This is a genomic window from Paraburkholderia sediminicola, from assembly GCF_046027355.1.
Taxonomy (GTDB): Bacteria; Pseudomonadota; Gammaproteobacteria; order Burkholderiales; family Burkholderiaceae; genus Paraburkholderia; species Paraburkholderia sediminicola_B.
The window spans coordinates 1-12,671 of record NZ_JAQQEK010000002.1 but is presented as its reverse complement, the minus strand read 5'-3'; the positions used below and the strand labels follow the sequence as shown (position 1 = coordinate 12,671).

The 12,671-nt window shown below is 64.0% G+C and carries 12 protein-coding genes and 2 pseudogenes; 11 read left to right on the top strand and 3 right to left on the bottom strand.

Going from position 1 to position 12,671, the window contains the following annotated elements:
• Window positions 1–58: 58 nt before the first annotated feature.
• The 5 genes and pseudogenes from PQR42_RS03235 to PQR42_RS03215 all read left to right on the top strand — a co-directional run bounded on the left by PQR42_RS03235 (window position 59) and on the right by PQR42_RS03215 (window position 3,814).
• Window positions 59–733 (top strand): FMN-dependent NADH-azoreductase, encoded by a 675-nt coding sequence (locus PQR42_RS03235; protein ID WP_408382420.1) that lies wholly within the window; start codon window positions 59–61, stop codon window positions 731–733.
• Window positions 730–2,088: an amidase family protein gene (locus PQR42_RS03230; protein ID WP_408382418.1), complete on the top strand. Its 1,359-nt coding sequence runs from the start codon at window positions 730–732 to the stop codon at window positions 2,086–2,088. The genes PQR42_RS03235 and PQR42_RS03230 overlap by 4 nt, the downstream gene beginning before the upstream one ends.
• A 22-nt stretch (window positions 2,089–2,110) precedes the next feature.
• Window positions 2,111–2,725 carry a DUF1989 domain-containing protein gene (locus tag PQR42_RS03225; RefSeq protein WP_408382416.1) on the top strand — a complete coding sequence of 205 codons (615 nt, stop codon included), beginning with the start codon at window positions 2,111–2,113 and terminating at the stop codon, window positions 2,723–2,725.
• A 171-nt stretch (window positions 2,726–2,896) separates the two neighbouring features.
• Window positions 2,897–3,079: pseudogene (locus PQR42_RS03220) on the top strand (LysR family transcriptional regulator); the annotation flags it as partial.
• Between the two features lie 6 nt (window positions 3,080–3,085).
• Window positions 3,086–3,814 (top strand): LysR substrate-binding domain-containing protein, encoded by a 729-nt coding sequence (locus PQR42_RS03215; protein WP_408383004.1) that lies wholly within the window; start codon window positions 3,086–3,088, stop codon window positions 3,812–3,814.
• Between the two features lie 31 nt (window positions 3,815–3,845).
• Here PQR42_RS03215 and PQR42_RS03210 read toward each other — a convergent pair whose 3' ends face one another.
• A complete protein-coding gene (locus PQR42_RS03210) occupies window positions 3,846–4,769 on the bottom strand; it encodes a LysR family transcriptional regulator (protein ID WP_408204814.1) in 924 nt (307 codons plus the stop codon).
• A gap of 108 nt (window positions 4,770–4,877) precedes the next feature.
• Between PQR42_RS03210 and PQR42_RS03205 the strand changes: the two genes are divergently transcribed.
• From PQR42_RS03205 to PQR42_RS03180, 6 genes are all read left to right on the top strand, one after another.
• A complete protein-coding gene (locus PQR42_RS03205; protein WP_408382414.1) occupies window positions 4,878–5,972 on the top strand; it encodes a tartrate dehydrogenase in 1,095 nt (364 codons plus the stop codon).
• Between the two features lie 152 nt (window positions 5,973–6,124).
• Window positions 6,125–7,465 carry a glycerate kinase type-2 family protein gene (locus PQR42_RS03200; RefSeq protein WP_408382412.1) on the top strand — a complete coding sequence of 447 codons (1,341 nt, stop codon included), beginning with the start codon at window positions 6,125–6,127 and terminating at the stop codon, window positions 7,463–7,465.
• 2 nt (window positions 7,466–7,467) lie between these two features.
• Entirely contained in the window at window positions 7,468–8,886 is a 1,419-nt protein-coding gene (pyk, locus tag PQR42_RS03195; RefSeq protein WP_408382410.1) for a pyruvate kinase, read from the top strand.
• A gap of 146 nt (window positions 8,887–9,032) precedes the next feature.
• On the top strand, window positions 9,033–10,343 hold the full coding sequence (locus PQR42_RS03190) for an MFS transporter (RefSeq protein WP_408382408.1): 1,311 nt from the start codon (window positions 9,033–9,035) through the stop codon (window positions 10,341–10,343).
• 185 nt (window positions 10,344–10,528) lie between these two features.
• Window positions 10,529–11,071, top strand: coding sequence for a DUF488 domain-containing protein (locus tag PQR42_RS03185; protein ID WP_408382406.1), 543 nt, complete (start codon window positions 10,529–10,531; stop codon window positions 11,069–11,071).
• A 46-nt stretch (window positions 11,072–11,117) separates the two neighbouring features.
• A complete protein-coding gene (locus tag PQR42_RS03180; RefSeq protein ID WP_408382404.1) occupies window positions 11,118–11,732 on the top strand; it encodes a uracil-DNA glycosylase family protein in 615 nt (204 codons plus the stop codon).
• Between the two features lie 36 nt (window positions 11,733–11,768).
• Here PQR42_RS03180 and PQR42_RS03175 read toward each other — a convergent pair whose 3' ends face one another.
• On the bottom strand, window positions 11,769–12,458 hold the full coding sequence (locus tag PQR42_RS03175) for a substrate-binding domain-containing protein (RefSeq protein WP_408382402.1): 690 nt from the start codon (window positions 12,456–12,458) through the stop codon (window positions 11,769–11,771).
• A 14-nt stretch (window positions 12,459–12,472) separates the two neighbouring features.
• A pseudogene (locus PQR42_RS03170) lies at window positions 12,473–12,671 on the bottom strand (4-carboxy-4-hydroxy-2-oxoadipate aldolase/oxaloacetate decarboxylase); the annotation flags it as partial.

The following is a 12,671-nucleotide window of genomic DNA, read 5'->3' as shown; positions in this document are numbered from 1 at the left end:
ATGGCTAAATGAGTGTTCCTGTTCTTTCGGTTTCAGCAAGCAAAGGAATACACACGCGATGACTACCCTCCTTCACATCAACGCCAGCGCGCGCAATGGCCGGTCGCTCAGCCGCAAGCTCTCAGGCGCCTTCATCGACGTCTGGCTCCAGCTCGAGCCCGCTGCGGAGATCATCACCCGTGACGTCGGGGCCAATCCGCCGCCCATCATCACCGAAGACTGGATCGCCGCCGTCTTCACCGCTGAGGAAAACGCCACGTCGGAGCAACGCGAGGCATTGCGCCTGTCCGACGAACTGATCGATGAGATCGACCGCGCGGATCTGATCGTGATCGGCACGCCGATGTATAACTACGGGATGCCCGCGGCCCTCAAGTCGTGGTTCGACAAGGTCATCCGTATCGGCAAGACGTTCACTTTCGATCTCGCACGCGGCGACTTTCCGCTGGAGCCTGTCATGAGCGGCAAGAAGCTCGTCATTCTGAGCTCGCACGGCGAGTTCGGATTCGGGCCCGGCGGTGTCCGCGAGAAGATGAATCATCTGGAGACCCACATCCTGACCTGCGCGCACTATCTGGGCGTGGAAGAAAGCCACGCGATCAGCATCAGCTATCAGGAATTCGGCGATGCGCGGCATGAAGCATCCGTGGCCGACGCGTTCGCAGCAGTGCCGGTGCTGGCCCGCCAACTGGCGGCCGCTCGCCAGCGCCCGTTGCAAACCGAACATTCATGAACCTCCCTTTGACGATGGCCGGCACTGCGTTGAAGCTGCACGATGGCAGCATCGAAGCGGTCGAGCTGGTCAGCAGTGCAATCGAGAAATCGCGCGCGGCGCGTGGCGTCTTCATCTCGTTCATCGAGCGTGCACGCGATGACGCCGTGGAATCGGCCCACCGGCGCGCACTGGGCGCGCCGCTTGGCCGGCTCGACGGCATTCCATTCGCGGTGAAAGACATGATCGACGTGGCAGGCAGCAGGACGACCGCCGGTTCGATCACGCGGATCGACGCACCGGCGGCATCCCGGGACGCCGCCGTGATTGCCGTCATGCGGGCAGCAGGCATGATTCCGCTCGGCAAGACGAATCTGAGCGAATTCGCTTTCTCCGGCCTTGGGCTCAATCCGCACTTCGGTACGCCGACCGCGGACTTCCATGCGGCAGATCCGCGTGCACCCGGTGGTTCATCCTCCGGGTCCGCGATCGCGGTGCAACGCGGCCTCGTGACAGCGGCAATCGGAACCGATACCGCCGGCTCGATCCGCGTGCCGGCGGCGTTCAATGGACTGACCGGCTTTCGCGCATCGATCGGCCGTTACGACATGGACGGTGTGCATCCGCTCGCCGTCACACTCGATATGCTCGGCCCGCTCGCCCGTACCGTCGAAGATTGCGTGCTCCTTGACGGCGCGATGCGCGGTTGCGCGAATCCGGAGGTGCGCGAGGCGCCACTGAAGCAGGTGCGGTTTATCGTCGATTCGACTGTGCTCGAAGATCCGACACTCCAGTCGGACGTCGCGCGAAATTTGCGCCACGTCGTGGCGCGCTTGCGTCAACGCGGCGCCCGCGTGGAGGAGCGCCCCGTCGAAGCGTTCACGCGCGTACGTAAGTTGATTGCGACACAGGGTTGGCTCGGCGCCATCGAGGCGTGGTCGCTGCTTCAGGAAGTCGTCGAAGGCGAGCGCGGCGCGCGGATCGATCGTCGTGTCCGCAACAGACTATTGGCCGCAAGGGAGATCGATCGGAACGCGGAAGCCCGCATCCGCGCGCTACGCGCCGAACTCATGCTGAGCATGCGGCGCGAACTCGGCGATGCGGTGCTCGTCACGCCGACAGTCAAGCATGTCGCGCCTTCGCTTGCCGCGCTCGAGGCCGACGACGGCCTGTTTGCCTCGACCAATCTGGAGACGCTTTCGCTGACGATGCCGGGTAGTCTCCTCGATATGCCAGGTGTTGCCATGCCGTCGGGCGTCGATGGAGAGGGCCTGCCTACGTCGGTGCTTTTTTCTGCTCCGCAAGGACACGACGATCGATTGTTGCGCACCTGTCTGGCGGTCGAATCCGCGCTGCTGGCGCCGCCAGCCCAATGAAACTTTTTGTGGAGAACAGCTAATGAACATGACATCGAATGATCCTGACAGCGCGCGCATCCGTATTCCCGCGCGTAGCGGCGTGGCGGTCAAGCTCGTCAAAGGCATGACGATCAAGGTGATCAATACGCACGGACATCAGGTGGTCGACACCTGGGCGTTCAATCAGGACGACATCGGCGAATCGATGTCGATGGAGCACAGCCGTGCGTCGATACTCAAGCTCGCGCCTAAGGTCGGCGACGCACTGCTCACGAACCGTCGGCGAGCCATCCTGACGCTGGTCGAAGACACGACGCCAGGCGTACACGACACGCTGATCGCGGCCTGCGACAAGCATCGCTACGAGCAATTGGGTGTGGTCGGCCATCATGACAGTTGCACCGACAACCTCGCCGCCGCGCTCGCAAGTCTCGGTCTGAAGGCCCAGGAAACACCCTGTCCGCTGAACCTGTTCATGAACGTGCCTGTACGCGGAAACGGTCAGCTCGAATTCGCGCCGCCAGTCAGTCAGGCCGGCCAGTACGTCGCGCTGCGCGCGGAAATGGATCTGATCATCGTGATGTCGGCCTGCCCGCAGGACCTCACGGCAGTCAACGGCATGAGGCCGACGGACGCGCATTATTCGATCAGTTGAATGCGTGTTTTGACACGCAACCGGCTCTGCGGTGGATCCGCGTTCGCCGCGCTATCGACGAAAACGCTGGCGACGAAAAACGGTCGCGTCGCCGTCGGCGGGCCTGCGCGGCTGTATTCGGTAAAATGCATTCACTGCAACCGGCCGGCTTCCGGATGAAGAGTTTTCGCCATGCGTAAGTTACCCCCGCTGAACTCAATCCGCGCATTCGAGGCCGCAGCCCGCCATCAGAGCTTTACCGCGGCCGCCGCTGAGCTGTCCGTGACCCTCACGGCGGTGAGCCATCAGATTCGACAACTCGAGGCTCGCATCGGCCACAAGCTCTTCGAAAGAACGGGCCGTGCGGTCACGCTCACGCCAGTGGGCAAGACGATCTACCCGCTCGTGAGAGACGGCTTCGACCAGATCGCCGAGGCGTTCGAGGTCGTCAACGCACGCGTCAACGAAGACTCGATTCAGATCTCGGCCACCCGAGCATTTGCGGAGCGCTGGCTGATGCCCAGGCTGTCGCGATTCAATGCCATCCACCCTGACGTCACGGTGCATATTCACGGCTCGGAGAAAACCGTCGATCTGAGCGCCGATGATATCGATCTCGCTATCCGGTATGGCCCCGTCGATACGGATCAAGAGGATTCCGTGATTCTGGCGGACCGTTATATCGCGGTTGCCGATCGCGGCATTTGTCCTGCAGATCGTGTCCCAACCATTGAAGACTTCCGCGAACGCCCGTTGCTCGCCTACAAGTGGGAAAACCGCGCGCTGAATGCCCCGGACTGGTCTGCGTGGCTCGCGCTCGTCAAACACAATCAAACGATCGACTTCCGTATTTCCTGGTATAGCGAGGAAATGCTCGCGCTCTACGCCGCGGAGTGTGGCCTTGGGCCGTTGATGTGCAGCAACGTGCTGATAGACGAAGAACTACGCACCGGACGCCTGCGCCGGATCGAGGGCCCTTGTCTGCCGGGTTTCTCGTATCGTCTCGTGGAGATGTCCTCGACACGTCGTAAAAAAAGTCTGGATCTTTTCACGCAATGGCTTCGTGAAGAGGCCCGGTCGTTTCGCGACAAGTCCGCCGTGACGGACTAAACGATCGAATCCCGAGCCCGCCCCAGCAGGACTACACCGCGCCCGCCTCGCTCCTTAGATCCTGCGCGACAAAATCGACGAACGCGCGAATCCGATTGGACATCTGGTGTCGCTGCGAATAGACCGCAAAAATATCGGCGTTCGGCGTGTCATGCTCGGGCAATACCTGAACCAGTGAGCCATCGGCGAGGTACTGCTTGATGTCCCACTCGGCCCGCATCAATATGCCGTGCCCTTCCAGCGCCCATTTCACCGCGATCTCGCCGTCGTTCGTGGTCAGCGATCCGTTGATACGCACGGCCTCCGTCTTACGCGACGCGCCTCTGCCCGAAGTCAGACGCCACACGCCGTAGGCTTCGTCACCCTGGCGGATGCCGATGCAGTTGTGCCGCGTCAGGTCGTGCGCGGTCACCGGCATCCCATGTGACGCGAGGTACGAAGGCGCGGCGCACAACAAGCGCCGATTCGTCGCCAGCCGGCGCGCGACCACTCGCGTATCGGGCGGCTCGCCGAAGCGGATGCAGACGTCGAACGTATCGTCCGTCAGCGGCGGCGGCGTGACCGAGAGCTGAAGCTGAACCGATACCTGTGGATACTTCGCGACAAAGCGCGAGATCGCAGGCGCGACATGGCTGCGGCCAAAGCCGAGCGTCGCGTTCACGCGCAGCAATCCCTTCGGGCTTTGCTTCGCGGCGCCCAGCAGTTCGGCCAGTTCGTCGATCTCGTCGAGGATCCGGCGCGCGTGTTCGAGGTACAACTCGCCCTCCGGCGTGAGCATCATCCGCCGCGTGGTCCGGTTGACGAGCGGAACGCCGGCGCGGCTCTCCATCTGCGTCAAATGCTTGCTGACGGCCGCTGCCGTCAAACCCAGTTCCCGCGCGGCGGCGCTCAGGCTGCCGGACGCGGCGAGCGTCGAAAAGAAACTTAGATCAGACGGTTCGACGGTGTCGCGCATGACTCTCACTTGTGAATCAAAGTTAAAGATGCTTTGAGTTTAGCACCGGTTTTTGCGTCCGGAGCTAGGTAAAGTTCGCTCACACCCCTACACATGAAGGACGGAGACATGAAGACCTATCGCATCGCAACCATCCCCGGCGACGGCATCGGCAAGGAAGTCGTACCGGCCGGCGCGCAAGTTCTCGAAGCACTCGCAAAGACGACCAAGTCGTTCGCATTCGAATTCGAAAACTTCGACTGGGGCGGCGACTACTACCGCGAACACGGCGTCATGATGCCCGCCGACGGGCTCGACGCCATCCGCGACAAGGACGCGATCCTGTTCGGCTCGGCCGGCGATCCGGACATTCCCGATCACATCACGCTGTGGGGTCTGCGTCTGAAGATCTGCCAGGGCTTCGACCAGTACGCGAACGTCCGTCCGACCCGCATCCTGCCGGGCATCGACGGGCCGCTGAAGCGCTGCAAGCCGGAGGACCTGAACTGGGTCATCGTCCGCGAAAACTCGGAAGGCGAATATTCCGGCGTGGGCGGCCGCGTCCACCAGGGCCATCCGATCGAAGCCGCGACGGACGTGTCGATCCTGACGCGCGCCGGTGTCGAGCGGATCATGCGATTCGCGTTCCGCCTCGCGCAATCCCGTCCGCGCAAACTGCTGACCGTGATCACGAAGAGCAACGCACAGCGTCATGCGATGGTGATGTGGGACGAGATCGCACTCGAAGTCTCGAAGGAGTTCCCGGACGTCACGTGGGACAAGGAACTGGTGGATGCATCGACCGCGCGCATGATCAATCGCCCCGCGAGTCTCGACACGATCGTCGCCACCAACCTGCACGCCGATATTCTCAGCGACCTCGCCGCCGCCCTCGCCGGCAGCCTGGGCATCGCGCCGACGGGCAACATCGATCCGGAACACCGCTTTCCGTCGATGTTCGAACCGATCCACGGTTCGGCATTCGACATCATGGGCAAGGGTCTCGCCAATCCGGTCGGCACCTTCTGGTCGGTCGTCATGCTGCTCGAACACCTGGGCGAATTCGACGCGGCAAAACGCGTGATGCAAGCCGTCGAAGCGGTGACCGCCGACCCCTCGCTTCACACTCGCGACCTCGGCGGCACGGCAACCACGGCGCAAGTGACGGCTGCTGTTTGCGCGTTCATCGAGCAAGCCGCCGCGCCCGCGGCGAACGCGGCTTAAGCCTCATCAGCGGCTCCGCTGGAGCCTGGTCCGCACGGCCCGCCATGTGGCGGCCGTGGCCCGGCTCGTCCCGCGCACGGCAAATACAAGGTACCCGACACCATGTTCACTTCCTTCAAGCAAGGGCGGTCCCCTTCTGTGCGAGCACGGCAATGAAAACCGCCGCCCAACTCAAGCTGCCGGCCAGCCGTGATGCCACCAGCGAACTCGACGTCGACCGCCTGTTGCAGGACATGTTCGGCGCCGCGATCGCGACGGCACAACCCGCGCTGCGTGTTCCCGATTTCCTTCCCGAGGCGCCGCGCGGTCGCACGATCGTCGTGGGCGCGGGCAAGGCGTCGGCGGCGATGGCAAGAGCGCTCGAGGATCACTGGACCGGCCGCCTCGAAGGTCTGGTCGTCACACGCTACGGCTACGCGGTGCCGTGCGAGCACATCGAAATCGTCGAGGCCGCGCATCCCGTGCCCGACGAGAACGGCCTCGCGGCGGCGCAACGCATGCTGGAACTCGTCTCGGGTCTGACTGCCGACGATCTCGTCATCTGCCTGATCTCAGGCGGCGGCTCTGCCCTGCTCCCGCTTCCCGCCGAAGGCCTGTCGCTGCAGGACAAACAGGAAATCAGCCAGGCACTGCTCGCGAGCGGTGCGACGATTTCCGAAATGAATTGCGTGCGCCGGCATCTCTCGGCGATCAAGGGCGGCCGGCTCGCGGCGGCCTGCCATCCGGCGCGCGTGCTCAACCTGATCATCTCGGACGTGCCCGCCGACGCCGCCAGCGACATCGCCTCCGGCCCGACCGTACCCGACGCGACGACGTGCGCGGATGCGCTCGCGGTCTTACGTCGCTATGAGATCTGCGCGTCGCCCGCGGCCATCGCATTGCTCGAAAACGGCAGTACGGAAACGCTGAAGCCTGACGCTCCACATCTGCCGAGCATCGAGACACATCTGATCGCGACGCCCCAACTCGCGCTCGAAGCGGCGGCGAGCCAGTCGCGCGCGGCCGGCATCGACGTCCACATTCTCAGCGACGCCATCGAAGGCGAAGCCCGCGACGTCGGCGCGGTCATGGCCGGCATCGCCAGACAGGTGAGCCGCCGCGGCCAGCCCTTCCAGGCGCCTTGCGTTCTCCTCTCCGGCGGCGAAACGACCGTCACGATTCGCGGCGACGGCCGCGGTGGCCGCAATGTCGAATTCCTGCTGTCGCTCGGCGTCGCGCTGAATGGCGAGCCCGGTGTGTTCGCCATCGCGGGCGACACCGACGGCGTGGACGGCCAGGAAGAAATCGCCGGCGCGTTGCTGCGGCCGGACACCTTGAAGCGGGCGCGCGAGCGCGGCATCCGCCCCTCCGAGCGACTCGAGAACAACGACGCGCACGGCTTTTTCCAGGCACTGGGCGACTCGGTCATCACCGGGCCGACGCTGACCAACGTCAACGATTTCCGTGCCATTTTCATTGCCGCTCAGCACGGCGATCTTTCAGGGAGTCGATAAAGATGCGCCGCAACCGTAATGCCAAAATCGTCGCGACGCTGGGGCCGGCGAGCACCAGCCGCGACACCATCGAAGCGCTGTTCAATGCGGGGGCCGATGTGTTCCGGCTGAACTTCAGCCACGGCACGCACGACGATCACCAACGGCGTCTCGCCATCATCCGCTCGATCGAAAAGGACGCGGGCCGGCCGGTCGGCGTACTGCTCGACCTGCAAGGTCCGAAGCTGCGGATCGGCACGTTCGCGAACGGCCCGATCACGCTGGAGAAAGGCGCCGCGTTTCGACTCGATCTCGACGCTCGAACGCCCGGTGGCGACGCGCGCGTCTCGCTGCCGCATCCGGAGATCTTCGCGGCGCTCAAGCCACTGACGAACTTGCTGCTCGACGATGGCCGAGTCCAGTTGCGAGTCGAACGCTGCGGTGCCGATTTCGCCGAAACGACGGTCGTCGTGGGCGGTCCGCTTTCCGAGCGCAAGGGTGTCAACGTTCCCGACGTCGTCTTGCCGCTCTCCGCGATGACGGAAAAGGACCGGCGCGACCTCGAGTTCGGCATGACGCTGGGCATCGACTGGCTTGCGCTCTCGTTCGTGCAGCGTGTCGAGGACATCACCGAGGTTCGCGAGATCGTCGGCGCTCGCGTCGGCATCGTGGCGAAACTCGAGAAGCCGGCGGCGATCCAGAGCCTCGACGCGATTGTCGAGGAAGCCGACGCCGTGATGGTCGCGCGTGGCGATCTCGGCGTGGAGATGCCGGCCGAACAGGTGCCGGCGATCCAGAAGCGCATCGTTCGTGCATGCCGCAAGGCGGGCAAGCCCGTCATCGTGGCGACGCAGATGCTCGAATCGATGGTCGCCGCGCCGGTGCCGACGCGCGCCGAAGCGTCGGATGTCGCCACCGCCATCTACGACGGCGCCGACGCCGTGATGCTGTCGGCGGAATCGGCAAGCGGCAAATATCCCGTGGAAGCCGTGCGAATGATGGACTCGATCATCTCGCAGACCGAACGCGACCCGTACTACCGCGAAGTCATCGCGGCATCGCACGCGGCACCCCGCGCGAATACGTCGGACGCGATCGGCTACGCGATGCGGCACGTCACCGGGCTGCTCGATGCGGTCGCAACAGTTGCCTACACGAGCTCCGGCTATTCCGCGCTACGCATGGCGCGCGAACGGCCCTGCGCGCCGATCGTCGGCATGACGCCGCAACAAGACACGGCGCGCCGCCTCGCGCTGGTGTGGGGCGTGCATCCCGTGTTGTGCAAGGAGGTCGTCGACGCACTCGAAGTGAGCGAGCTTGCCTGCGAGACCGTGCGCACCGAAGGGTTCGGCGAATCCGGACAAACCGTCGTCATCTCGGCCGGCATGCCGTTCGGCACGCCCGGCACCACGAACCTGCTGCGCATTGCGCAGATTCCGTGAGGCGTCGCATGTGACTTTGGCCCAACACGTTTGAAGGTGTAGACGCGCCGGACAAGACAAGAGCCGCACTCGCCGGCCGCGGCGCGCACCGCACTCCCACTCCGTTTCTGAATAGAGCACAGATCAACACCTCCAAGGAGGAGACAATGATTTCCGAACTCGAAAGCCGGGTTTCCCGCAAGCTCATGCTGCGGATCATCCCGTTTGTGATGCTGCTGTATTTCGTGAGCTTTCTCGACCGCGTGAACGTGGGTTTCGCCGCGCTCTCGATGAACAAGGCCATCGGCCTTTCGCCGACCGCGTTCGGTCTCGGCGGCGGATTGTTCTTTATCGGCTACTTTCTGTTCGAAGTGCCGTCGAACCTGATTCTTCACAAGGTCGGCGCGCGCCGCTGGATTGCCCGCGTGATGGTGTCGTGGGGGATCGTCTCGTTGGCGTCGGCGTTCGTGGTCGGGCCGAACAGCTTCTACGCGCTGCGCTTTATTCTGGGTGTGGCTGAAGCGGGCTTCTTTCCCGGCATCATCCTGTATCTGAGCCTGTGGTTCCCGTTGCGGCAACGCGCGGTCGCGGCGGCATGGTTCATGGCGGCCGCGCCGATCTCCACCGCCATCGGCTCGCCGCTTTCCGGCGCGATCATGAAGTTGCCTCCGATCGCCGGACTTGCCGACTGGCAGATGCTCTACATCCTCGAAGCGGTGCCGGCGATCATTCTCGGCTTCTTCGTGCTGAAGTACCTGACGGACACGCCGGCGAAAGCGCAATGGCTTCAACCGGAAGAGCGCGAATGGCTGATCGCGAAGATGAAGATGGAAGCGGACGCGAAGCAGTCGCATGCGGGCCACACGGCCGGCGCGCTGAGCGCCCTGCGCGATCCGCGTGTGCTCGCGCTCGCACTCATCTACTTCGGCACCTCGGCGGGGCTGTACACACTCGGCTTGTGGGCGCCGCTGATCATTCGGCAGTATGGCTTCGGGTCGTTCGAAACCGGTTTGCTGGCGGGCGTGCCCAGCGTCCTCGCGGTGGTCGCCATGATTCTGTGGGCGAAACACTCGGACCGTACCGAAGAGCGCACGTGGCACGTCGTCATTCCCTGTGTCGTGGCTTGCCTCGGCTTCATTTTCGCCGGTGGCGCGACGTCAGCGTTGATGATCATTCTGGCGCTCGTGATCGTGAACATCGGCATCAGCGCGGCCAAGGCGCCGTTGTGGGCGATGCCCAGCATGTTCCTGTCAGGCGCCGGCGCGGCCGCGGGCATCGCGATGATCAACTCAGTCGGCAATCTGGGCGGCTTTGTGGGTCCGTTCGCGATCGGCTGGCTCAAGAACGTGACGGGTGGATATTCAGCGGGACTGTACGTAGTGGGGGCGACGCTGGCTGTGTCCGCCGTCGTCACGCTGATGCTGAGCCGGCAATCGAAACAGACGCCGGTCGCGGTCGGGGAGCGGCACGGGCATTGACCTCGTCCCACGACACTTTCTTGCCGCCGCCATGGAACATGGCCTCATCAACGTAGGGCGAACCCGATTGCGTCAGCGTGGCGCAACCGGCTTTCTGGGCGCGTTGTTTTCGGCGGATAATCGACCTTTGGAAGCCCAGGCTGTACGCATCACAAAATGGACGCAACGGTTTCGCAGAGGCATCGATGAGCCGCCCCTTTTTCACGATTGGTCATTCCAACCGTCCACTGCCCGAATTCGTGAATCTGCTGAGGGAGGCGGAGATCGCGACGCTGATCGATGTGCGCAGCATTCCACGCTCGCGAACCAATCCGCAGTTCAATCGAGACACGCTACCGGATGCGCTCGCGCCGGAGCACATCGATTACGTGCATCTTGCCGAACTGGGTGGGCGCCGCAGCAGGCGCAAAGACGAAGCGTCGTCGCTCAATGCGTACTGGACTCACCCAGCGTTCCGCAATTATGCGGACTATGCGATGAGCGACACGTTCCGCGATGGTCTGACGCAGCTTCTCGCGCTCGGCCATCGGCGCCGCTCCGCGATCATGTGCGCGGAGGCGGTCTGGTGGCGCTGCCACAGGCGTATCATTACGGACTACCTGCTGCTGCACGGCGAAACCGTACTGCACATCATGGACCCGCGTCACACAACCGTTGCGACGATGACACCGGGCGCGCAACCTCAACCCGACGGCACGTTGATCTATCCGGCTCAAACCACGACCTGAGCCGGCACACGACTCAACTGCCCGTCAGCCGTATTGCCCCGACTGCATGACTGTCTCTACGAAACCCACACCGCTTGATATTCTGCTTCGCGAGATTCGCGCCTGCACACTCTGCTCGACCGTGCTGCCGCACGCCCCGCGGCCGGTGCTGGCGGCATCCGAACAGGCGCGCATTCTGATCATCGGCCAGGCGCCGGGCGCGCGGGTACATGCGTCTGGCGTTCCATGGAGCGACGCGAGCGGCGCGCGGTTGCGCGCGTGGCTCGACGTCGACGACACCACGTTCTACGACGTGTCGAAATTCGCCGTCGTGCCAATCGGCTTCTGTTTTCCAGGGCGAGGCCCGAGCGGCGATTTGCCGCCGCGGCCCGAGTGTGCCGAACGCTGGCACCGCGAGTTGCTCGGGCACATGTCTTCGGTCCGGCTCACGCTGCTGGTCGGACAATACGCGCAGCGATTCGGACTGGGCAAGGCATTCGGACCGACCTTGACGGACACGCTCGTCCGGTGGCGCGAATTCGGCCCACAGGTCATGCCGCTGCCGCATCCGTCGCCGCGCAACATTGCCTGGTTCAAACGCAACCCGTGGTTCGACGGGAGCGTGTTGCCGACGTTGCGCGAGCGTGTCGCGGCGGCATTGGCGGCTCCTCTCGCAGGCTGATATCCGACGGCCGTCGGATAGAGTTGGTCATCCCTGTCATGCGGGCTCCATGCCGTGACGAAGCTTGGCGGAGCGCGCCTCAGGGGACGCCAGAAATGACAGCACTGCCCTGGCGGCATCTCTCTGTCTGGATGCGGTGCAGATGGCCGCCGCAAAGACAGTGACAATCTGCACTTCGCGAGGCAACGAGCCGATGACATCGATTCCCGGCAAGTGCATCAGCTCGCTCAATTGCTGGAATCCCAGTTCGACTTCCCCGCGCGCGACGAGCGTACCCACCGGCACGCCGGGCGGCGCCTGCACGACGCGCGGCGCGATGGTTTCCGTAATGCCCCAGCGTTCGAACAGGCGGGTCAAGTGTGAACCGCTGGGTCCTGTCGAATACCCGATACTGCGCGCCGCCAGAATCGTTTCGCGCAGCGCGGCTTCAGTGCCGACATCAGGCCGCGTCGCGCCGCTTGCCACTGCGATCGCCACACCCGAACGTGCCACATCGACCCGACTGGCCGGATCGATCCGGCCGGCTGCTGCAAGCTGGTCGATCGCGTCGGCCGCAAGCACGACGATATCGAACGACTCGCCTTCCTGGACGCGCCGGGCAGCGGCCACGCCGCCGATCGACTCGACGGCTACCCGCCGCCCCGATACCCGTTCATATTCCTCGACCAACTCGGCGAGTAACAGGCGCGTCGCCATCGACGAGATGCCGGTGAGCTGCTCACTCATGGTTTCTCTGCCTCTCAATCGACGTAACGCAGTCCGGCCTGTTTCAGCGGCTCGCGCATGCTGTACATGTCAAGGCCGAGCACCCCCGAAGCCAGCTTCGCACGCTTCTCGCCTTCGTTGGCTTCGCGCGCCGCCGCCTTGTCGAGCACCTTCCGCGCCGACGCCGCGGGGACCACCACCACACCGTCTTCATCCGCGACGACGACATCGCCC

What these genes read in the sequence shown, in the direction of transcription:
- PQR42_RS03205 (WP_408382414.1), top strand. Translation starts at nt 4,878, where the DNA reads ATGAAGACCTATCGCATCGCAACCATCCCCGGCGACGGCATCGGCAAG.
- pyk (WP_408382410.1), top strand. Translation starts at nt 7,468, where the DNA reads ATGCGCCGCAACCGTAATGCCAAAATCGTCGCGACGCTGGGGCCGGCG.
- PQR42_RS03190 (WP_408382408.1), top strand. Translation starts at nt 9,033, where the DNA reads ATGATTTCCGAACTCGAAAGCCGGGTTTCCCGCAAGCTCATGCTGCGG.
- PQR42_RS03175 (WP_408382402.1), bottom strand. Translation starts at nt 12,458, where the DNA reads ATGAGTGAGCAGCTCACCGGCATCTCGTCGATGGCGACGCGCCTGTTA.
- PQR42_RS03200 (WP_408382412.1), top strand. Translation starts at nt 6,125, where the DNA reads ATGAAAACCGCCGCCCAACTCAAGCTGCCGGCCAGCCGTGATGCCACC.
- PQR42_RS03235 (WP_408382420.1), top strand. Translation starts at nt 59, where the DNA reads ATGACTACCCTCCTTCACATCAACGCCAGCGCGCGCAATGGCCGGTCG.
- PQR42_RS03185 (WP_408382406.1), top strand. Translation starts at nt 10,529, where the DNA reads ATGAGCCGCCCCTTTTTCACGATTGGTCATTCCAACCGTCCACTGCCC.
- PQR42_RS03210 (WP_408204814.1), bottom strand. Translation starts at nt 4,769, where the DNA reads ATGCGCGACACCGTCGAACCGTCTGATCTAAGTTTCTTTTCGACGCTC.
- PQR42_RS03180 (WP_408382404.1), top strand. Translation starts at nt 11,118, where the DNA reads ATGACTGTCTCTACGAAACCCACACCGCTTGATATTCTGCTTCGCGAG.
- PQR42_RS03230 (WP_408382418.1), top strand. Translation starts at nt 730, where the DNA reads ATGAACCTCCCTTTGACGATGGCCGGCACTGCGTTGAAGCTGCACGAT.
- PQR42_RS03225 (WP_408382416.1), top strand. Translation starts at nt 2,111, where the DNA reads ATGAACATGACATCGAATGATCCTGACAGCGCGCGCATCCGTATTCCC.